An 18,877-nucleotide genomic window follows, 5' to 3' on the forward strand; every position below is an offset into this window, starting at 1 on the left:
TCATGTTAAAAGGATGCAAAATGAAAATAGTCATTGCGCCAGATTCATTTAAAGAAAGTTTAAGCGCGCAGAAGTGTGCGCTGGCAATTAAAGACGGTTTTTCTGAGGTTTTCCCCGATGCGGAATATTGTTGCTTACCCATTGCCGACGGCGGGGAAGGAACGGTAGACGCCATGGTCGCGGCAACGGGAGGTCGCCTTATTACTCTGCCAGTGACCGGCCCAATGGGGCACCCGATCAACGGATTTTACGGTCTGACGGGAGATGGGAAAACCGCCGTCATTGAAATGGCGGCGGCCAGCGGACTGATGCTGGTGGCACCTGAAGCCCGCAACCCGTTATTGGCAACCAGTTACGGCACCGGGGAGCTGATCCGCCATGCGCTGGATGCAGGCATCCGCCACATTATTCTCGGTATTGGCGGCAGCGCGACCGTTGATGGCGGGATCGGCATGGCGCAGGCGCTGGGCATTCGTTTTCTCGATGCCCATAAATGCGAACTGACTGCGGGTGGTGGCGAGCTGATCCGGATGGCCAGTATTGAAATGAGCGATCGCGATCCACGTCTTGATGAATGCCTGATTGAAGTCGCCTGCGATGTAGATAATCCACTGATTGGCCCCCGCGGTGCGGCGACGGTGTTTGGCCCGCAAAAAGGGGCGACGCCCGCGATGGTTGATACACTGGAGCGCGGACTGGTCAATTTTGCCGGGGTTGTGCAGCAACTGACCGGGCGTGATGTTTCGCAGATCCCCGGTGGCGGGGCCGCAGGTGGCATGGGCGTGGCGGCCGGTGTGTTTCTCAATGCAGTCTTAAAACCGGGTATTGAGATCGTCCTGAATGCCGTTAACCTTGATGGAGCAGTGCGTGACGCCACGTTGGTGATCACCGGCGAAGGGCGAATCGATTCACAAACGGCGGGGGGCAAAGCGCCCGTCGGCGTTGCCCAGGTGGCTAAACGCTATCATATTCCGGTAATTGGAATTGCGGGCGTGTTGGGCGATGGCGTGGAAGTGATCCATCAGCATGGTATTGACGCGGTGTTCAGTATTCTCCCGCGACTGGCTCCGTTGTCTGAGGTACTGGCTAGTGGAGAGACCAATCTTAAACAGTGCGCCCGTAATATTGCTGTTGCGGTGAAGATGGGCCATATCCTTCAGGCATAATTAATCATCTCCTGTTTGCGGCGAGTACTTTACAAGGAAAGCCGCTTTTTTACCGCTGTTATATCCCGGATAAAAAAAAGCCACGGTATTCACCGTGGCAAAATCCAACATAGCTAAACTAAACCTTTTACTCGCAAAACTGTGGGGTATTAAATTTCAACGTCGCGGTTGCAATCTTTTGAGTAGATATAGCTGAACGCTTCACCGCGCCCAACGCCATATCCAGCCTGTAAAGAGTAGGCACCCATAAAGATATAATCGCCTTTTTGCACTGGCACCCAGTTATTATCCAGATTATAAACGCCCTGGCCGGAAAGAATATAAGCGCCATGCTCCTGAACGTGGGTTTCGATATAGCCATGGCTGGCCCCAGGCGCAAATGACAGAATATGCATGTTCATATCAAAGCCCAGATCTTTTGGCAGGAAGTCCATCAGGATCACGTCTTCCATACCTTCGTAATGAATCTGCTCCAGCTGGCTGGTATTTCCGCTCACCAGGTAAGGTGCATGTCCTGCCACCGGAATATAACGGCGTTTGTACAGGAAAATCTGGCTGTCGGCGCTCTGAGCGTTAGTAAACGTCATGATAACGCCCGGCGGGCAATACAGATAACCGCCTTCGGTCAAGGCAAAAGTTTTGCCGTCGGCCTGGGCAGTGACTTTTCCGGAGATGACATAGAAAAAGGTTTCAATGCCTTCGCCGCCAAATCCCGCCTGATTACCTCCGCCCTGATGCAGAGTGACCAGATAATCAACGAAGGTGGCTCCCAGTTTTGGCGTTGACAGAATGGTCGCATCACAATTTTCAAAGCCGGGAATACTATTTTTCACCAGCCCGTCAGGCGTAAGTAGCGCATAGTTACCATGTTTAACAATGGCACGATTTGCCAGTAGATCGTTACGATAACCCGTAACGTTATTCAGATATCCCATGAGTGATCCTTAATTTTTCCAGGCCAGTTGATACAGCATGAGCGCCAGCGTTTTAACGCCTTCAGCCAAATCGTCGAGAGAAGTGCTTTCTGCCGGGTTGTGGCTTATTCCTTTTATGCTGGGCATAAAAATCATGCAGGTCGGCACGCGTGGTGCGAAAATCTGCGCATCGTGGCCAGCACCGCTGTGCATCAGGCGATAATTCAGCCGCTCTTTTTCACACAGGGCGGTAAGTTGCGCTACCAGCGTCGCATCCATTGGCACCGGCGCTTCATCCATCCACAAATCGATATCAATACCGATATTCATCTCTGCACAGATGGCGCGCATGTCCGCTTCCAGTTCCCCGGTAAAGGCGTGCAATGCCTGCTGGTCGGTATGGCGACAATCAATCGTAAAGACCGTTTTGCCCGGCACGACATTAACCGTATTCGGCTGCGGCTCTACTTTGCCAAAGGTCAGCACCAGCGGATCGCCGTGTGCGTTAGCTTTGGCGATGGATTCGCAGCAGATACGGCTAAAAGCGTGAACGGTATCGCGGCGGTAGCGCATCGGCGTGGTGCCCGCGTGGTTCGATTCGCCATTCAGCGTAATGGTATAGCGGCGCTGACCGACAATGGCATTCACCACGCCAACCGCCTGTCCGTTAGTTTCCAGCACGCAGCCCTGTTCAATATGTAATTCAACAAAGGCTTTAATATCCTGACGCGGGGTCAGCGGCGCGGCGGGGAGCGTAAAACCGCACTCGTTCATTGCCGTCACAAAGTTAATGCCGTGAGCATCGCTGATATTTTTCACGTCCGCCGGACTGGCGAGGCCAAAAATATTCTTGCTACCCCAGAACACATACGGGAAACGGCTGCCTTCTTCTTCCGCCATCGCCACCGCTTCTACCGTGCGTAGTGGCGCACCGTACGTCTCTTTTAACCAGCGCATCGCCAGCCAGGCGGCGAGTGCGCCAAATTGACCGTCCAGATTGCCGCCGTTGACCACAGTATCAATGTGCGAGCCGCTTAAAATGACCTCATCGGGAAATTGTGTTCCGGTCAGTCGACCATATAAATTTCCCACTTCATCAAAGCGCGTTTCAAAGCCACTTTCAGTCATCCGCTTTTTAAATTGCTGCTGGGTTTCCAGCCATTCGGGGGAATAAAGTAACCGGGTCATTCCTCCCGTTGGATCGGCTCCCATTGATGAAAGCCAGGGCAACGTTTCTCCGATAGCTTTTCGAAAATGATTCAACATGTAGCATTCCTGTTTCAGCCATTATTGTGCAAACGGATCTCCGGTTTCATAAGAGCGCAGATACAGCGCGTCGGAAACCAGATAGTCATAAATACTATTAACAACCTCGATACCTTCTATATCAGATTGCTTTTCATTAATGTCCAGATTTTGCCCAGGATAATATACCTGCTTAAAGCCAGGGGCCGGGCTGATGTCATTTAATTCCTGCATGGTCTGGCGTAAATGCTGACGGAATAATGCGCCAGAGCCAAAGAATTCCGGATTAATGACTACGTGAAGCTGACCTAAATTACGGCCAGTGCTTAAGTCATCATACATTGAGCTGACCTGGCGGCCAAAAGGCAAGCCAAGCAGAATGCCGGAAAGCACATCGATCATCATCATCAGGCCATACCCTTTCGGGCCAGCAGCTGGCAGCAGCGCATGTACGGCAAAAGGATCTGTTGTGGGATGACCATGGATATCCACCGCCCAGCTCTCCGGAATGCTCTCATTACGTGAACGAGCATCAAGTACTTTGCCCCACGCCTGAACCGTGGTCGCCATATCGAAGGTCAGGATCTCGCCATTTTCAGCCGGCGCACAAAAGGCGAGTGGGTTGGTACCATAGTAGATTTCCGCGCCGCCAAACGGCACAACCATCGGATCTGACTGGCAAAAAGAGAGGCCAATGAAGCCCGCTTTAGCCGCCATTTGTGTGAAGTAAGAAATGGCACCACTGTGACCCATCCGGCTGATACCCACAACCGCCACGCCATTTTCCTGTGCCATCGTGATGGCGTGCTCCATCCCCATTTTTGCGGCAACCTGACCAGCCGCGTTATCGGCATGCAGCGTGCCGGTACAGGGCCCGGATTGTTCAAAACGGAATGTGGGATTACAGTTTGTTCCCCCCTTCGAGATGCGTTCCGCATAGTATTCCACGCGTACCGCGCCATGAGAGTGAATACCTCGTGCATCAGCATAAACCAGTACATCCGCCACCGTAGCGGCGTGCTCACGTTTGAGTCCTGCTTTGCTCAACTTATTTTCAATAAGCTGATGGAGTGTTTCCCGACTGACTTTCATCTGTCTTCCTTTTTTACGACGGTGTAGAGCATGACTGCGGTAAACATACCGGGAAAATAAACTAAATATGTGATCCAGACAGGCAAATAAATATAGTTAGAATTAATTTAATAATCGTTTTAGGTTTTGTAGAGAATTTAAACTAATCACTATTTTTAAAAAACAATCATCAATTGTCAGATGACTATTCAAATCCTTTTGCCAATAAAATGAGTGTGATGTTAATCACTTTCTTACTTTTTTGAGCTGTATACCGTGAATGCACATTAACAATGCTCGTTCAATTGCAATGAGTGCAATTATTGGGGAGTCGTTATGATCCATGCCTTTATAAAAAAAGGGTGTTTTCAGGATTCAGTCAGTTTAATGATTATTTCACGTAAACTCAGTGAATCGGAAAACGTTGATGATGTATCGGTAATGATGGGAACGCCAGCGAATAAATCTCTGCTGGATACCACCGGTTTCTGGCACGCGGATTTTGCCTCTGCCACACCAAACGATATTTGTATTGCGGTCCGAACGGATAGTGACGACACAATGATTATGCAGACCATTCTTCAGCAACTGGAGGATGCGCTGAAAACGCTGGCACAGGGGACGGGCGGTGAACAGTCACTTCAGCAGGTCAGACGCTGGGAAAGTGCCTGCCAGAAGCTCAGTACGGCTAATGTTACGCTGATTTCAGTCGCCGGTGAGTATGCTGCAGAGCTGGCGCATCAGGCGCTTGATCATGACAAAAATGTCATGATCTTCTCTGATAACGTCTCGCTTGACGATGAAATAGAGCTTAAAAACCGGGCACGCGATAAGGGGCTGCTGGTGATGGGACCCGACTGCGGCACGGCGATGATTGCCGGAACCCCGCTGGCCTTCGCGAATGTCATGCCGGAAGGCTGCATCGGCATTATTGGCGCATCCGGTACCGGTATCCAGGAACTAGCCTCGCAAATTGCCCTTAATGAAGAAGGGATCACCCATGCAATTGGCCTTGGCGGGCGCGATTTGAGTGCGGAAGTTGGCGGTATTAGCGCGCTGACGGCACTGGAGATGCTGACGGCAGATGACAAAAGCCGCGTGCTGGCCTTTGTCTCCAAACCACCGGCCGGGGCGGTACGCCAGCGGATTATTACCGCCATGAAAGCGAGCGGTAAGCCTGTCGTGGCGTTGTTCCTTGGCTATCGCTCACCCGTGTCGCGTGACGAGAACGTCTGGTTTGCGACAACGCTGGATGAAGCGGCACGCCTTGCCTGCCTGCTGGCGAGGGTGGCAGATCGCCGTCAGGCTCTCCCGGAGGTTAGTGGAGGCGTTGTCCGTGGCCTGTATACCGGCGGTACGCTGGCGGCAGAAGCCGCAGGATTGCTGGCAGACTATCTGAATGCTACCACCGACGCTGCGCATCCTCACGGCATGATGCTGGATTGGGCGGGTCATCAGGTGGTGGATTTGGGCGATGATTTTTATACGGTGGGGCGTCCGCATCCGATGATTGACCCCTCGCTGCGTAATCAACTGATCGCCGATTTGGCCTTTAAACCGCAGGTGCGCGTACTGCTGCTGGATGTCGTGATCGGATTTGGCGCGACGGCCGATCCTGCGGCTTCACTGGTCGACGCATTCCAGCGCGCCTGCGCCGGGCGTGATGCAGAACAACCGCTGGTTGCCATCGCGACCGTAACCGGTACCGAGAGCGACCCGCAAAGTCGTTCACAACAAATCGCTACCCTGGAAGACGCTGGCATTGTAGTTGTCAATTCGCTCCCTGAGGCCACGTTGCTGGCCGTTGAACTCATCCGCTTGCCTCTGTGTGCGCCTGCTCGCAAACCTGCCAAATTGCTGGAAGGCGTGGCGGTGATAAACGCCGGGTTGCGCAGCTTTGCGCTTGATCTTCAGGCTGCCGGAACGCCGGTAATTCATTATCAGTGGGCACCCATCGCGGGTGGCAATAAAAAACTGGCTCGTTTATTAGAACGTTTGCAATAAGAGGTCCCTATGTATACATCAATGGCGCAAGCTAATGCCGCAGTAATTGAAAAAATTCGTTGTGCGCGTCCGCACTGGCTGGATGTAAAGCCCGCAGGTTCGCTGATTAGCGTGTTAAATCAGGGAAAAACCTTATTGCATGCGGGTCCGCCGATGCGCTGGACGGACATGACCGGCCCGATGAAAGGAGCCTGCATTGGCGCTGCCCTGTTTGAAGGCTGGGCTGACAATGAAAATGCCGCGCTGGATATGCTCGAACGAGGCGACGTCACGTTTGTTCCCTGTCATCACGTGAATGCGGTTGGGCCGATGGGCGGGATTACCTCTGCAAGCATGCCAATGCTGGTGGTGGAGAATGCGACCGACGGCAACCGGGCGTATTGCAACCTCAATGAAGGTATTGGCAAGGTAATGCGCTTTGGTGCCTATGGTGAGGATGTACAGGTGCGTTTGCGCTGGATGCGTGATGTGTTAATGCCAGTTCTGAGCGCAGCCCTGAACAAGATGGAACATGGCATCGACCTGACGGCCATGATGGGGCAGGGCATTACCATGGGCGATGAATTCCATCAGCGTAACATCGCCACCTCAGCGCTGCTGATGCGTGCCCTCGCGCCGCATATCGCGCGACTTGAGCACAATAAAGAGCAGATTGCCGAGGTGATGGATTTCCTCAGCGTGACCGATCAGTTCTTTCTCAACCTGGCGATGGCCTATTGTAAAGCAGCGATGGATGCCGGGGCACAAATCCGGGCGGGCAGTATTGTCACGGCAATGACCCGTAACGGCAATATGTTCGGCATCCGGGTAAGCGGCCTGGGCGAGCGCTGGTTTACCGCGCCTGTGAATACACCGCAGGGGTTATTTTTCACCGGTTTCACTCAGGATCAGGCCAACCCGGACATGGGCGACAGCGCCATTACTGAGACATTCGGCATCGGTGGCGCAGCCATGATCGCCGCGCCGGGCGTAACCCGCTTCGTCGGCGCGGGCGGTATGGAAGCTGCAAAATCGGTCTGCGAAGAGATGGCGGAAATTTTCCTTGAGCGCAATATGCAACTGCAAATCCCCGGCTGGGATTTCCAGGGCGCGTGCCTGGGGCTGGATATTCGTCGGGTGGTGGAAACCGGGATCACACCGCTGATTAATACCGGTATTGCCCATAAGGACGCCGGTATTGGCCAGATTGGTGCAGGCACAGTACGTGCGCCGCTGGCCTGCTTTGAGCAGGCGCTGGAAGCGCTGGCTGAGGCCATGGGCGTTAATTAAGGGCGCGTGATGAACGTTATTCAACCCATTCTTGCCAGCCAGCATGCGCCGGATTATCACCAGGCGTGGCATCTGGCGGGCGTCTGGCGACGGTCAATAAATCTGTGCAGCGCAAGCGGCGAGCTGTTGACCTTACACCGACGGGGCAGTGGGATCAGCCCCGGAGGATGGGTACTGCGTTGTCAGGATTTTGACGCGCTTCGTGAGGCGTCAGGCAGCAACGAAAAATTGCAGGCCAGCGCAGAGGGGATTCGGTCAGGAGAATTTCTTCTGCGCCAGCCACGCAAATATTGTTCTTTGCGTCTGACACCTTACGCTCAGCCGCCGCGGCTGCCTGCGCTGCTATTGATGCACGCGCAAGAGACCGGGCTGTTTGGTCGGCTGGATCACGTTATTAGCCTGCCGCTGGAGCCTGAACTGGCACAGTTTCAGCGGCGGTTTGCCGCTGCACTGGCCGGAGAGCGGGTTGACTGGCGTCCGTGGCTGGGAAAGGGGCCGGGGTTGACACCCAGTCATGACGACACGCTGACGGGAATGTTACTGGCGGGCTGGTATTTTGGCGTACTAACGGCCGCCGTTAGTCGGCAATTTTTTTGCGCCTGTGGGGATCTGTCCGGGATGACGACGTTCGTGAGCGTAAGCTACTTACGCCATGCCGCCCTGGGCTGCTTCGCTTCGCCACTGCTTCACTTTACTCACGCATTAGGCCATCGCCACCGGTGCTCTGACGCGGTGCGGACTCTGCTCGGGCTGGGGCATACATCTGGCGCTGACACGCTGCTGGGTTTCTGGCTTGGCCAACAAATTATTAAAGGATAAACCATGAAAACGCTGGTCGTTGCCCTTGGTGGCAATGCATTGTTACAGCGCGGGGAAGCGCTGACCGTGGAAAATCAGTACCGCAATATTGAAAGTGCCGTTCCGGCGCTGGCGCGTCTGGCGCGGCAGTATCGGCTGGCGATTGTGCACGGCAACGGTCCGCAGGTGGGGTTGCTGGCGCTGCAAAATCTGGCATGGAAAGAGGTCGCGCCGTATCCGCTGGACGTGCTGGTGGCAGAAAGCCAGGGCATGATCGGCTATATGCTGGCGCAGCGGCTTGGCCGGGAGCCTGATATGCCGCCGGTGACCACGGTATTAACCCGCATTCAGGTTGACAGAAACGATCCGGCCTTCCGTTCACCGGAAAAATTCATCGGCCCGGTCTACGCGCCCGAACGGCAGGACGAGCTGGAGGCGACCTATGGCTGGCAGATGAAACGGGATGGTAAATATTTGCGTCGGGTAGTTCCTTCGCCCATGCCGAAGCGTATCGAAGAGAGTCCTGCGATTGAACTGCTGCTGAAAGAAGGACATGTGGTGATTTGCAGCGGCGGTGGCGGCGTGCCGGTGGCACAAGGTGGAGAGGGCACAGAGGCGGTGATTGATAAAGATCTGGCGGCGGCATTGCTGGCAGAACAAATCAATGCTGACGGCTTACTTATTCTGACGGATGCAGATGCAGTCTATGAAAACTGGGGAACGCCGCAACAGCGGGCAATTCGTGAGGCTACGCCGGATGAACTGGCTCCGTTTGCAAAAGCGGACGGATCGATGGGACCCAAAGTCGCTGCCGTCAACGGATACGTGCAGCGCCGGGGAAAACCCGCCTGGATCGGCTCGCTAGCCCGGATTGACGATACGCTGGCGGGGCAGGCGGGGACCTGTATTCGTTTATAATTTCCAGCCATTGAGCCAATATTGCCGGGTGGCGGCTTCGCCTTACCCGGCCTACAAGATCATCAATATCAGGTAGTTAACCATATCCACAGGCCTGCGCAAGCGCAGCGCCGCCAGGCATTACGTTCACCGGTGTCACATCCGTAGGTAGGCCTGCGCAAGCGCAGCGCCGCCAGGCATTACGTTCGCCGGGATCACATCCGTACGTAGGCCTGTGCAAGCGCAGCGCCGCCAGGCATTACCTCCACCGGTATCACATCCGTACGTAGGCCTGTGCAAGCGCAGCGCCGCCAGGCATTACGCGTACCCGGCTTACGCCAGTTTCCCCTGCGCCCAGGTCAACCCGCTGGCATACTCCGGGGGGAGCAGCGGCATTAAGGCTTCCAGCGTGGCGCTCAGGCGATCCGTATCGCTGTCGGTCAAATTCAGATGCCCCACTTTACGGCCCGGACGCACCGCTTTATCGTACCAGTGCAGATGGATCAGCGGTAGTTTCAGCCAGTCGTAGTTGAGGTCGGTGCCGATCAAATTCACCATCACCGACGGGTTGTCGATCACCGGCTGTGGCAGCGGCAACCCGGTAATCGCCCGTAAATGTAGCTCAAACTGGCTAATGGAAGCCCCGTTCTGCGTCCAGTGTCCGCTGTTATGCACCCGTGGAGCCAACTCATTAATCAGCAATCCGCCTGGAGTAATAAAACACTCCATCGCCATCACGCCAACATAATTCAGCTCGTGCAGAATAGCGGAAAGCATCGTCTCAGCCTGCGCTTGCTGTTCAGCGTTGGCGCGAGGAAATGCGACGCTGGTACGCAGAATACCGTCCTGATGCAGGTTATGCGTCAGCGGATAAAATACTGTGGTGCCATCATGCCCACGTGCGCCGACCAGCGACACTTCGCCGCTGAAGTTAATTCCCTGTTCGACGATGCATTCACCATAGCCGTCGTCCGGTAGCTGCGCTGTCTCTTCTGCGCGTAAGCGCCATTGACCACGGCCATCGTAGCCGCCGACCCGGCGCTTGACGATTGCCAGATCGCCCAGACGCGCAAACACCGCAGGCCATTCATCGCGGTTGGCCAGCAACTGCCAGGGCGCGGTAGCCAGACCCAGCTTATCAAACAGCTGTTTTTGCGTCAGGCGGTCAGCAATAATCGGGAAAACGTCGCGATTCACAAACGCCGGATGTCGCGCCAGCTCGCGGGTGAGGGCGGTCTCCGGCCAGCGTTCAATTTCAGCGGTAATTACGCTTTGTGCAAACGGCACCGCTTCCGGTTCGGCGTCCAGCCCCACTGGCCAGACGGGGATGCCCAGCGGTTCACCGGCCTGACGCAGCATGCGTCCTAACTGACCATTGCCCAGCACGCATACCTGCTTCATACCGCACCCCGCGGGTCCGGGTTATCCAGTACCTCGTCAGTCTGTGCTTTGCGCCACTGGGCTAACCGCTGATGCAGCTCAGCGTCATGCTGCGCCAGAATTTGTGCCGCCAGCAGCGCGGCATTCGCCGCACCGGCGTTACCAATTGCCAGCGTACCGACCGGAATCCCGCGCGGCATCTGCACGATAGAATAAAGACTGTCAATGCCGCTTAACGCCGCACTTTGCACCGGCACGCCAAGCACAGGGACCAGCGTTTTAGCCGCGATCATCCCCGGCAGATGCGCCGCGCCGCCCGCACCTGCAATAATCACCTGATAGCCATTCGCCTCCGCGCCTTCGGCGAAGCTAAACAGTTTGTCGGGCGTGCGATGAGCGGAGACAACTTCGACATGGTGTGGAACGTTCAGGGAATCAAAAATTTCGGCGGCGAACTGCATGGTAGCCCAGTCGCTTTTGGACCCCATCACGATGGCGACACGCGCCGGGTTATTGCGGGAAGACATGCGTCTGAAAACTCCTGTGGGTGTGCTGCACACGACTGCTAAGACCATCAAGAATACCATGGAAAAACGGCAAGGAAAACGGTTGCGTGGACGAGAAAGCGCGCCAGGAAGGGGAGAATATCAGAATGGAAAATAAATCAGTTGCACATCATCGGGCGTTACCCGAACCAGCGAACCTTCGTTATGCCAGGCTCCTAATACCACGCGAAACGCAGGCTCCTCATTGGCAGTAAGCGCATGCACGGCGGGGCGGTGAGTGTGACCGTGGATCAGCCACTGGACACGATGTTTTTCCATAACGTTGACCACCGCCTGCGGATTCACATCCATAATTTCAAGCGATTTAGTGCTATTTGCTGCCTTGCTGTTGGCGCGCATTTTCGCTGCGATCTTCTGGCGTACGAACAGAGGCAATGCCAGAAACAGTTTTTGTAGCCATGGCTGGTGAACCTTTGCCCGAAATGCCAGATAGCCAGTATCATCGGTACACAGCGTATCACCGTGCATAATCAGCACCTTGCGACCATACAGGTTGAGGACTTCTTCTTCCGCCAGCAGAACCATGCCGCTTTCACGGGCGAAGCGTTTGCCAAGTAAAAAATCGCGATTGCCGTGAATGAAGTAGCAGGGCACGCCAGAATCCACCAGAGATTTTATGGCGGTAGCGATGTTACGATGCAGCGGAACAGGATCGTCATCGCCAATCCAGGCTTCGAACAAATCGCCCAGGATATAGAGCGCATCGGCCTCACGCCCTTCAGCGGCTAAAAAACGCAGAAAACCGGCGGTGATCGCCGGTTCTTCAGTAGACAAATGCAGATCTGCGATAAAGAGTGTCGCCACTAATTACTCGCTAACGTCCACGCTTTCGATAACCACGTCTTCTTTCGGTACGTCCTGGTGCATGCCGCTACGACCGGTAGAAACGCCTTTGATTTTATCAACCACGTCCAGGCCTTCAACGACTTCGGCAAACACGCAGTAGCCCCAGCCTTGCAGGCTCTCGCCGGAGAAGTTCAGGAAGTCGTTATCCGCGACGTTGATGAAGAACTGTGCGGTAGCGGAGTGCGGAGCCTGAGTACGCGCCATGGCCAGCGTGCCACGGGTGTTTTTCAGGCCGTTATTGGCTTCGTTTTTGATAGCTTCTTTGGTCTCTTTCTGACGCATGCCAGGTTCAAAACCGCCGCCCTGAATCATAAAGCCGTTGATCACACGGTGAAAAATAGTGTTGTTATAGAAACCTTCGCGGCAGTAGTCCAGGAAGTTTTTAACTGTTTCAGGCGCTTTATCATCAAAGGTTTTGATTACGATATCGCCGTGATTAGTGTGGAATGTAACCATTTTTGCATCCTGTTCCGTTATAGTGGTGCGTTGACCCGACAGCGGGCCACAGCCAGAGGCATGTTATAGCATAAGCGAGAGGTTCGATCATCCCGCAAAGTGTGCTGCTTCATGGCTAAATTATAGGTATTATACGGTCTTTACGATCCACACACGTCTACTACATGGAATCATCGATGTTAAAAATTTTTAATACTCTGACGCGCCAAAAAGAGGAATTTAAACCTATTCATGCCGGGGAAGTGGGCATGTACGTGTGTGGTATCACCGTTTACGATCTGTGTCATATCGGGCATGGCCGCACGTTTGTCGCGTTTGACGTCGTGGCTCGTTACCTGCGCTTTTTGGGTTATACGCTGAAATACGTGCGTAACATCACCGATATCGACGACAAAATCATCAAGCGTGCAAACGAGAATGGGGAAAGTTTTGTTGCGCTGGTCGATCGCATGGTGAAAGAGATGCACACCGATTTCGACGCGCTGAACATCCTGCGTCCGGACAGCGAGCCGCGAGCGACTCAGCATATTCCTGAAATCATTGAGATTGTCGAGCGCCTGATCCAGCGCGGCCACGCTTACGTAGCGGATAACGGTGACGTGATGTTCTCAGTCGAAACCGACGCAGATTACGGCAAGCTGTCGCGTCAGGATCTGGATCAGCTTCAGGCTGGTGCGCGCGTTGAAATCGCGGACGTAAAGCGCAATCCGATGGACTTCGTGCTGTGGAAAATGTCTAAGCCGGACGAGCCGAGCTGGAACTCGCCGTGGGGTGAAGGACGCCCGGGCTGGCATATTGAATGCTCGGCGATGAATTGCAAGCAACTGGGGTCGCATTTTGATATTCACGGCGGCGGCTCGGATCTGATGTTCCCGCACCATGAAAACGAAATTGCCCAGTCTACCTGCGCCCACGACGGGGAATACGTCAATTACTGGATGCACTCCGGCATGGTGATGGTCGATCGCGAGAAGATGTCTAAATCGCTGGGCAACTTCTTTACCGTGCGTGACGTGCTGAAGTATTACGACGCCGAAACCGTGCGTTACTTTCTGATGTCTGGTCATTACCGTAGCCAGCTGAATTACAGCGAAGAGAATCTCAAACAGGCGCGCTCGGCGCTGGAGCGCCTGTATACCGCGCTGCGCGGAACGGACGCATCGGTTGCCGCTGCGGGCGGCGAGGCGTTTGAAGCGCGCTTTGTTGAGGCGATGAACGACGACTTCAACACGCCGGAAGCTTATTCAGTGCTGTTTGATATGGCGCGTGATGTTAACCGCCTGAAAACGGAAGATGCGCAGGCGGCTAACGCGCTGGCCGCTCATCTGCGTAAGCTCTCTGCCGTGCTGGGCCTGCTTGAGCAGGACCCGGATGCGTTCCTGAAAAGTGGCGCACAGGCCGACGACGGCGAAGTGGCAGAGATTGAAGCGCTCATTCAACAGCGTCTCGACGCCCGCAAAGCGAAAGACTGGGCAGCGGCTGATGCGGCGCGCGATCGCCTGAATGAAATGGGCATCGTGCTGGAAGATGGCCCGCAGGGAACCACCTGGCGTCGCAAGTAATCTCTGGCGCCGCGCCGCTTTGCCCGGCGGCGCGGCGCTTGTGCGGGCCTGAGGGTTAACCGCAACCGATTGATGTATCTGTAATTTTCAGGTCGGGTAAGGCGAAGCCGCCGCCCGGCAGGTTACGCTGAAATGGTGCAAATTGCTCACCCGCTATTCCTTTTAATGGCGTAAATTTTTCCTGAGAAGTAACCCCACGGCGATGAAAAAAACGCCTGGCAGCCATACCCACAGCAGTTCTGACACGATCACCTGATGGCCGTATGGTGTGGTATAGCGTGACAGTGCGAATGGCGCGACCTTAATCACCTGCCATGGGGCGAAGAAGCGTTCATCGGACCACGGCCACAGCCAGCCGACGCCTTTACCGCCGGTGGTTATTGAATCCAGCAGGCTGTGTGATAGCAGTGATACCGTGAGAAACAGCCAGCAGCGGACCAGCCCGGCCTTAAACCAGCGTCGTCCTGCCAGCACGCACAGCAGCGGTACCACAACGGCAAAAAGCAGCGAGTGGGTAAACCCGCGGTGACCAAACACATTGCCGTAGGCAACACCGAAGTGAAAAGATAAAACGTCAGCGTCCGGCAGCATGGCCAGCACTACCCCTGCGAGCAGCAGACGCGGCGGAATAACGCGTAACCCCAGCCCAGCGCCCAGGCACAGAGGAACAGCGGCATGAGTGATAACGGTTGGCATAGACGTGTATCCAGAAACCCACATCTGGCCGTTATACGTGGCGTTAAACCGGATGTACAGGTCCGATTCCGGGCATTATCCTGAAATCTCAGGCCGACTCACGCACCACCAGTTGTCCGGAGAGCGTGACGCGCTGATTGAGCAGTTCCGGCTCGTTGATTTTGCGGATTATCAGCGTCGCGGCCTGGCGACCGGACTCTTCACTGGCAGAAGAAACATAGGTAAACGACGGTGAGGTGAGGTTCACGTGCAGCATATCCTCAAACCCCAGCAGCGCTACCTGCTGGGTAAGAAATACATCTTTACCCACCGTGCGTCCCACCTGATGAATACCGTTGATACAGCCGATGATGGCATCCGGGGAATGGCACAGCAGGGCGGTAATAGTGTTGTTGTTTTCCAGTAGATGGCGTGTGGCATTGCTGACGGCCCGGGTATCTTCGCTACAGGAAGCAATCGCCTCATCACGCCAGACCATCCCACTTTGCGTTAACGCGCTGCGAAAGCCTGACAGCCGCTGCTGGCGAATAAGATCGTTTTCTTTGCCGCCAACGTAGGCAATACTGCGATGCCCGCGCTCAATCAGATAGCGTGTGGCGAGAGTCGCCGCCTGACGATTATCGCGCATAACCAGGTTACATTCTTCATCAATCAGCGATTGCGATACCACCACCAGCGGCAGCGGACAATGACGGATTTGCGTGGGGAGTTTCGCTGAAGTGGTCTCTGAGGAAAGGTAAATAACGCCCGCCACGCCCTGTTGTTTAAACGAGAGCAAACAACGTTCCAGGTGCTCGCCTTCGTTGAGGGGCTGGCCGAGAAACACCATAAACCCTTGCTTTTCCAGTTCCTGCACGATGCTCGCCATCACTTTGATTGAATAGCTGTCGCTGAAGTCGCGCAAAATAAGGCCGATCAGATTGGAGCGATTTGCACGCAGGTTGGCTGCCGCCACGTTGTGCACGTAGCCCAGTTTCTCAATGGCAACGTGCACCTTTTCAATCGTCGCGCTGGATATTTTCCCTTTCTGACGCAGCACCAGCGAAACGGTAGAAACAGAAACGCCCGCTTCTCGTGCAACATCAATAATACTGACCTTCTTCAAGTCTGCTCCCTGAAATCAGACAACGTTGCTCGCCCCCGAGAGGACTCAGGAGGCGAGGCTATCATTATTTACCCAGCATTGACGACATCGTTTGTGCGATAAACTGCGCACGGGCACCAAAAATGATCTGTACGCCCTTATCACCAACGTACACCACGCCGCGCGCGCCAACTCCGTTAAGCCCGTCTTTATCGACCTCGTCTCCTTTGGCAACTTCCAGCCGCAGACGGGTAATACAGGCCCCGACGGAGGTAATATTATGCGCACCACCAATCAGATCGATAATCTCGCCAGCCAGCTCTTCATCGGATTTTGCACTGGCGTCAGCGGTCACTTCCGTGCGCCCCGGCGTTTTAACATCAAAACGGCGGATCACAAAGCGGAAGGTGAAGTAATAGATCAGCGCCATTGGTACCCCAACGATAATTGCATTGAGGAAGTTGGTCTGATAGCCGTTAAACGATGGCAGTATACCAAACGAAATGTAGTCAATAAGCCCGGCGGAGAACGATTTGGCGATATGTGCATGGAGCAAATACATACACATATACGACAGACCGGCCATGATGGCATTGAATACATACAGTACGGGTGCCACGAAGATAAAGGTAAATTCTACCGGCTCGGTGATGCCGGTCAAAAAGCAGGTTAAGCCCGCTGAAAAAAGAATACCGGCGGCAATTTTTTTGTTACGGGTATGCGCTTCCTGATACATCGCCAGACAGGCGGCGGGCAGAGCAAACAGCATCAGCGGGAACTCACCCTGCATGAATTTACCGGCATTCTGGTAGCTATCGCTGCTGAAAGATTTCACGCCTTCTTCCAGCATTTTAAACCAGATAGACTGATCGCCGTGGATCACCTGACCGGCCTGGGTGGTGTAATCGCCGAAGGAATACCAGAACGATGGATACCAGATATGGTGCAGGCCGAGCGGAATTAATGCGCGCTCCACGAGACCAAAAATAAACGTCGATGCCGCCTGGTTGTCGCCGTTGACCACCACAGAAAGCGCATCAATGCCCGCCTGAATATGCTGCCAGACATACGGCAGCAGCAGGCCCATGATAAACGACAAAAATGCGGTGGCGATGGCGACGAAACGCTTGCCGGAGAAGAAACCGAGGAACTCCGGCAACTGCATGGTGTGAAATTTGTTGTAGCACCATGCCGCCAGAATCCCGCAGATCAGCCCGCCGAAAACGCCCATTTGCAGCGTCGGAATGCCAACCACCATCGCGTACTTACCGCCCTGCGACGCCATTTCTGGCGTGATGGACAGCATGGTACTGATAGTAATGTTAGTGACAAAAACCGAGACCGCCGCTGACAGCGCCGCGATCCCTGACTCTGAGGCCAGTCCGACCGCCGAGCCAATAGCAAACAGCATTGGCAGGTTATCAAAAATAACCCCACCGGCGTTCATCATTAGCGGCAAATGAAACTTGTCTCCGAACGCCAGTAATAAACCAGCTGCCGGAAGCAGTGAAATTGGCAGCATTAACGCGCGACCAATCATGGATAGCTTTGAAAGCGATTTTACAAACCCTGATATCAGACTCATGCTGACTTCCCCCGATGTTGGCACAATGCGCGCCCAATCTTTTTTTATGTGAGTGTAACGTTTTAGTAGAACGTTCTACTTATCGTGTGAGATCGCATGGAAACTGGCAACTGAAATTTCATTGCCAGTCAGAGGAAATGTGAATTCTTTGAAGTTGATCAGATAATAAGCCCTTATACGTCAGGGCTTTTAAGGAAAGGTTTATGCGATGACGGTAACTTCTTGTCCGTCAAAGGCGACGGTTTGGCCAGCGACGATTTTGCAACGCTTGCGGGTTTCAACCGCGCCATCGACGGTCACTAAACCGTCTGCAATCACGATTTTTGCCTGCGCACCGCTTTCGCTCCAGCCTTCCAGCTTGAGCAGATCGCACAGCTCAACGTGCGGATGTTTCCCTAATGAAAATGTAGCCATCTTACGCGCCCTCCACGTCGTGATACTCTTCACATGCCTGTAAGGTATTTTCAATCAGCGTGGCAACGGTCATCGGACCTACGCCACCCGGAACCGGGGTAATAAACGATGCGCGTTCGGCGGCGTCTTCATACACCACATCACCCACCACTTTGCCACTCTCCAGACGGTTAATACCGACATCAATAACGATAGCGCCTTTTTTGATCCACTCGCCGGGAATAAAACCGGGTTTGCCGACGGCGACAATCAGCAGATCGGCATGTTCAACATGGTGGCGTAAATTGCGGGTGAAACGATGCGTCACCGTGGTGGTGCAGCCCGCCAGCAGCAGTTCCATACTCATAGGGCGGCCCACGATATTCGACGCGCCAATTACCACCGCATTCAGACCATAGGTATCAATGTTATAACGCTCCAGCAGCGTGACAATGCCGCGCGGCGTGCAGGGGCGCAGACGCGGCGCGCGCTGGCACAGGCGACCGACGTTATAAGGATGAAATCCATCCACGTCTTTATCCGGACGAATGCGTTCCAGCACTTTTACATTATCAATACCGGCAGGCAACGGAAGCTGGACCAGAATGCCGTCAATGGCGATGTCGTCGTTCAGTTTGTCAATAAGCTCCAGCAGCTCGGCTTCACTGGTGGTGGCAGGGAGATCGTAAGAGCGGGAAATAAAGCCGACCTCCTCACACGCTTTGCGTTTACTGCCAACATAAATCTGTGATGCCGGGTTACTGCCGACCAGCACCACGGCCAGCCCAGGTGCCCGTTTGCCTGCCGCCACGCGGGCCTTTACTTTTTCCGCGACCTCAGAGCGTACCTGCTGCGCAATCGTTTTACCGTCAATAATCTTTGCTGCCATCAGAGAGAGGATTCCATCTGTCACAATACATAAGGGGGATGGTTATATTTTGTCAG

General features: G+C 54.4%; 18 protein-coding genes. 6 read left to right on the forward strand and 12 right to left on the reverse strand.

What is annotated here, in order from left to right:
- Positions 1-20: 20 nt before the first annotated feature.
- On the forward strand, positions 21-1,166 hold the full coding sequence (glxK, locus tag CHU32_RS08085) for a glycerate 3-kinase (RefSeq protein WP_103674997.1): 1,146 nt from the start codon (positions 21-23) through the stop codon (positions 1,164-1,166).
- Positions 1,167-1,315: 149 nt separating this feature from the next.
- On the opposite strand, the gene allE is transcribed toward glxK, so the two are convergent.
- Genes allE through allD form a run of 3 tightly spaced genes read right to left on the reverse strand, consistent with a single transcriptional unit; the run spans position 1,316 to position 4,417 of the window.
- Positions 1,316-2,101, reverse strand: a complete 786-nt coding sequence (allE, locus tag CHU32_RS08090) for a (S)-ureidoglycine aminohydrolase (RefSeq protein ID WP_103674998.1) — start codon at positions 2,099-2,101, stop codon at positions 1,316-1,318.
- 9 nt (positions 2,102-2,110) lie between these two features.
- Positions 2,111-3,346, reverse strand: coding sequence for an allantoate deiminase (gene allC / locus CHU32_RS08095; RefSeq protein WP_103674999.1), 1,236 nt, complete (start codon positions 3,344-3,346; stop codon positions 2,111-2,113).
- Between the two features lie 21 nt (positions 3,347-3,367).
- Positions 3,368-4,417, reverse strand: a complete 1,050-nt coding sequence (gene allD / locus CHU32_RS08100) for an ureidoglycolate dehydrogenase (protein WP_103675000.1) — start codon at positions 4,415-4,417, stop codon at positions 3,368-3,370.
- Positions 4,418-4,732: 315 nt separating this feature from the next.
- Between allD and CHU32_RS08105 the strand changes: the two genes are divergently transcribed.
- The 4 genes from CHU32_RS08105 to CHU32_RS08120 are packed head-to-tail and all read left to right on the forward strand — an operon-like array spanning position 4,733 to position 9,385.
- Complete coding sequence (locus CHU32_RS08105; protein ID WP_103675001.1) at positions 4,733-6,400, forward strand: acyl-CoA synthetase FdrA; 1,668 nt, start codon at positions 4,733-4,735, stop codon at positions 6,398-6,400.
- Between the two features lie 9 nt (positions 6,401-6,409).
- Positions 6,410-7,669 carry a YlbE family protein gene (locus tag CHU32_RS08110; RefSeq protein ID WP_103675002.1) on the forward strand — a complete coding sequence of 420 codons (1,260 nt, stop codon included), beginning with the start codon at positions 6,410-6,412 and terminating at the stop codon, positions 7,667-7,669.
- A gap of 9 nt (positions 7,670-7,678) precedes the next feature.
- A complete protein-coding gene (locus CHU32_RS08115) occupies positions 7,679-8,488 on the forward strand; it encodes an oxamate carbamoyltransferase subunit AllH family protein (protein ID WP_103675003.1) in 810 nt (269 codons plus the stop codon).
- Between the two features lie 3 nt (positions 8,489-8,491).
- Positions 8,492-9,385, forward strand: a complete 894-nt coding sequence (locus CHU32_RS08120; RefSeq protein ID WP_103675004.1) for a carbamate kinase — start codon at positions 8,492-8,494, stop codon at positions 9,383-9,385.
- Between the two features lie 312 nt (positions 9,386-9,697).
- Here CHU32_RS08120 and purK read toward each other — a convergent pair whose 3' ends face one another.
- The 4 genes from purK to ppiB form a co-directional block, all read right to left on the reverse strand.
- On the reverse strand, positions 9,698-10,765 hold the full coding sequence (purK, locus tag CHU32_RS08125; protein ID WP_103675005.1) for a 5-(carboxyamino)imidazole ribonucleotide synthase: 1,068 nt from the start codon (positions 10,763-10,765) through the stop codon (positions 9,698-9,700).
- Positions 10,762-11,271 carry a 5-(carboxyamino)imidazole ribonucleotide mutase gene (gene purE, locus CHU32_RS08130; RefSeq protein ID WP_103750821.1) on the reverse strand — a complete coding sequence of 170 codons (510 nt, stop codon included), beginning with the start codon at positions 11,269-11,271 and terminating at the stop codon, positions 10,762-10,764. The genes purK and purE overlap by 4 nt, the downstream gene beginning before the upstream one ends.
- A gap of 120 nt (positions 11,272-11,391) precedes the next feature.
- Positions 11,392-12,114 (reverse strand): UDP-2,3-diacylglucosamine diphosphatase, encoded by a 723-nt coding sequence (gene lpxH, locus CHU32_RS08140; protein WP_103675007.1) that lies wholly within the window; start codon positions 12,112-12,114, stop codon positions 11,392-11,394.
- A 3-nt stretch (positions 12,115-12,117) separates the two neighbouring features.
- Positions 12,118-12,612: a peptidylprolyl isomerase B gene (ppiB, locus tag CHU32_RS08145; protein ID WP_103675008.1), complete on the reverse strand. Its 495-nt coding sequence runs from the start codon at positions 12,610-12,612 to the stop codon at positions 12,118-12,120.
- Positions 12,613-12,788: 176 nt separating this feature from the next.
- Between ppiB and cysS the strand changes: the two genes are divergently transcribed.
- Entirely contained in the window at positions 12,789-14,174 is a 1,386-nt protein-coding gene (gene cysS, locus CHU32_RS08150; RefSeq protein ID WP_103675009.1) for a cysteine--tRNA ligase, read from the forward strand.
- A 162-nt stretch (positions 14,175-14,336) separates the two neighbouring features.
- Here cysS and CHU32_RS08155 read toward each other — a convergent pair whose 3' ends face one another.
- The 5 genes from CHU32_RS08155 to folD all read right to left on the reverse strand — a co-directional run bounded on the left by CHU32_RS08155 (position 14,337) and on the right by folD (position 18,821).
- Positions 14,337-14,870, reverse strand: a complete 534-nt coding sequence (locus CHU32_RS08155; protein ID WP_103675010.1) for a metal-dependent hydrolase — start codon at positions 14,868-14,870, stop codon at positions 14,337-14,339.
- Between the two features lie 88 nt (positions 14,871-14,958).
- Positions 14,959-15,975 (reverse strand): Mal regulon transcriptional regulator MalI, encoded by a 1,017-nt coding sequence (malI, locus tag CHU32_RS08160; RefSeq protein ID WP_103675011.1) that lies wholly within the window; start codon positions 15,973-15,975, stop codon positions 14,959-14,961.
- Between the two features lie 64 nt (positions 15,976-16,039).
- The gene (locus CHU32_RS08165; RefSeq protein WP_103675012.1) at positions 16,040-17,539 is read right to left on the reverse strand and encodes a PTS transporter subunit EIIC; all 1,500 of its coding nucleotides are present in this window, start codon (positions 17,537-17,539) and stop codon (positions 16,040-16,042) included.
- Positions 17,540-17,740: 201 nt separating this feature from the next.
- A complete protein-coding gene (gene ybcJ / locus CHU32_RS08170; protein ID WP_103675013.1) occupies positions 17,741-17,953 on the reverse strand; it encodes a ribosome-associated protein YbcJ in 213 nt (70 codons plus the stop codon).
- Between the two features lies 1 nt (position 17,954).
- The gene (gene folD / locus CHU32_RS08175) at positions 17,955-18,821 is read right to left on the reverse strand and encodes a bifunctional methylenetetrahydrofolate dehydrogenase/methenyltetrahydrofolate cyclohydrolase FolD (RefSeq protein WP_103675014.1); all 867 of its coding nucleotides are present in this window, start codon (positions 18,819-18,821) and stop codon (positions 17,955-17,957) included.
- Between the last annotated feature and the right edge of the window lie 56 nt (positions 18,822-18,877).

It is taken from the genome of Superficieibacter electus (assembly GCF_002915575.1).
GTDB classification, from domain to species: Bacteria; Pseudomonadota; Gammaproteobacteria; order Enterobacterales; family Enterobacteriaceae; genus Superficieibacter; species Superficieibacter electus.

Bases quoted from the DNA above. Each gene is read 5' to 3' on its own strand.
- glxK (WP_103674997.1), top strand. From the start codon at position 21: ATGAAAATAGTCATTGCGCCAGATTCATTTAAAGAAAGTTTAAGCGCG.
- allE (WP_103674998.1), bottom strand. From the start codon at position 2,101: ATGGGATATCTGAATAACGTTACGGGTTATCGTAACGATCTACTGGCA.
- allC (WP_103674999.1), bottom strand. From the start codon at position 3,346: ATGTTGAATCATTTTCGAAAAGCTATCGGAGAAACGTTGCCCTGGCTT.
- allD (WP_103675000.1), bottom strand. From the start codon at position 4,417: ATGAAAGTCAGTCGGGAAACACTCCATCAGCTTATTGAAAATAAGTTG.
- CHU32_RS08105 (WP_103675001.1), top strand. From the start codon at position 4,733: ATGATCCATGCCTTTATAAAAAAAGGGTGTTTTCAGGATTCAGTCAGT.
- CHU32_RS08110 (WP_103675002.1), top strand. From the start codon at position 6,410: ATGTATACATCAATGGCGCAAGCTAATGCCGCAGTAATTGAAAAAATT.
- CHU32_RS08115 (WP_103675003.1), top strand. From the start codon at position 7,679: ATGAACGTTATTCAACCCATTCTTGCCAGCCAGCATGCGCCGGATTAT.
- CHU32_RS08120 (WP_103675004.1), top strand. From the start codon at position 8,492: ATGAAAACGCTGGTCGTTGCCCTTGGTGGCAATGCATTGTTACAGCGC.
- purK (WP_103675005.1), bottom strand. From the start codon at position 10,765: ATGAAGCAGGTATGCGTGCTGGGCAATGGTCAGTTAGGACGCATGCTG.
- purE (WP_103750821.1), bottom strand. From the start codon at position 11,271: ATGTCTTCCCGCAATAACCCGGCGCGTGTCGCCATCGTGATGGGGTCC.
- ppiB (WP_103675008.1), bottom strand. From the start codon at position 12,612: ATGGTTACATTCCACACTAATCACGGCGATATCGTAATCAAAACCTTT.
- cysS (WP_103675009.1), top strand. From the start codon at position 12,789: ATGTTAAAAATTTTTAATACTCTGACGCGCCAAAAAGAGGAATTTAAA.
- CHU32_RS08155 (WP_103675010.1), bottom strand. From the start codon at position 14,870: ATGCCAACCGTTATCACTCATGCCGCTGTTCCTCTGTGCCTGGGCGCT.
- CHU32_RS08165 (WP_103675012.1), bottom strand. From the start codon at position 17,539: ATGAGTCTGATATCAGGGTTTGTAAAATCGCTTTCAAAGCTATCCATG.
- ybcJ (WP_103675013.1), bottom strand. From the start codon at position 17,953: ATGGCTACATTTTCATTAGGGAAACATCCGCACGTTGAGCTGTGCGAT.
- folD (WP_103675014.1), bottom strand. From the start codon at position 18,821: ATGGCAGCAAAGATTATTGACGGTAAAACGATTGCGCAGCAGGTACGC.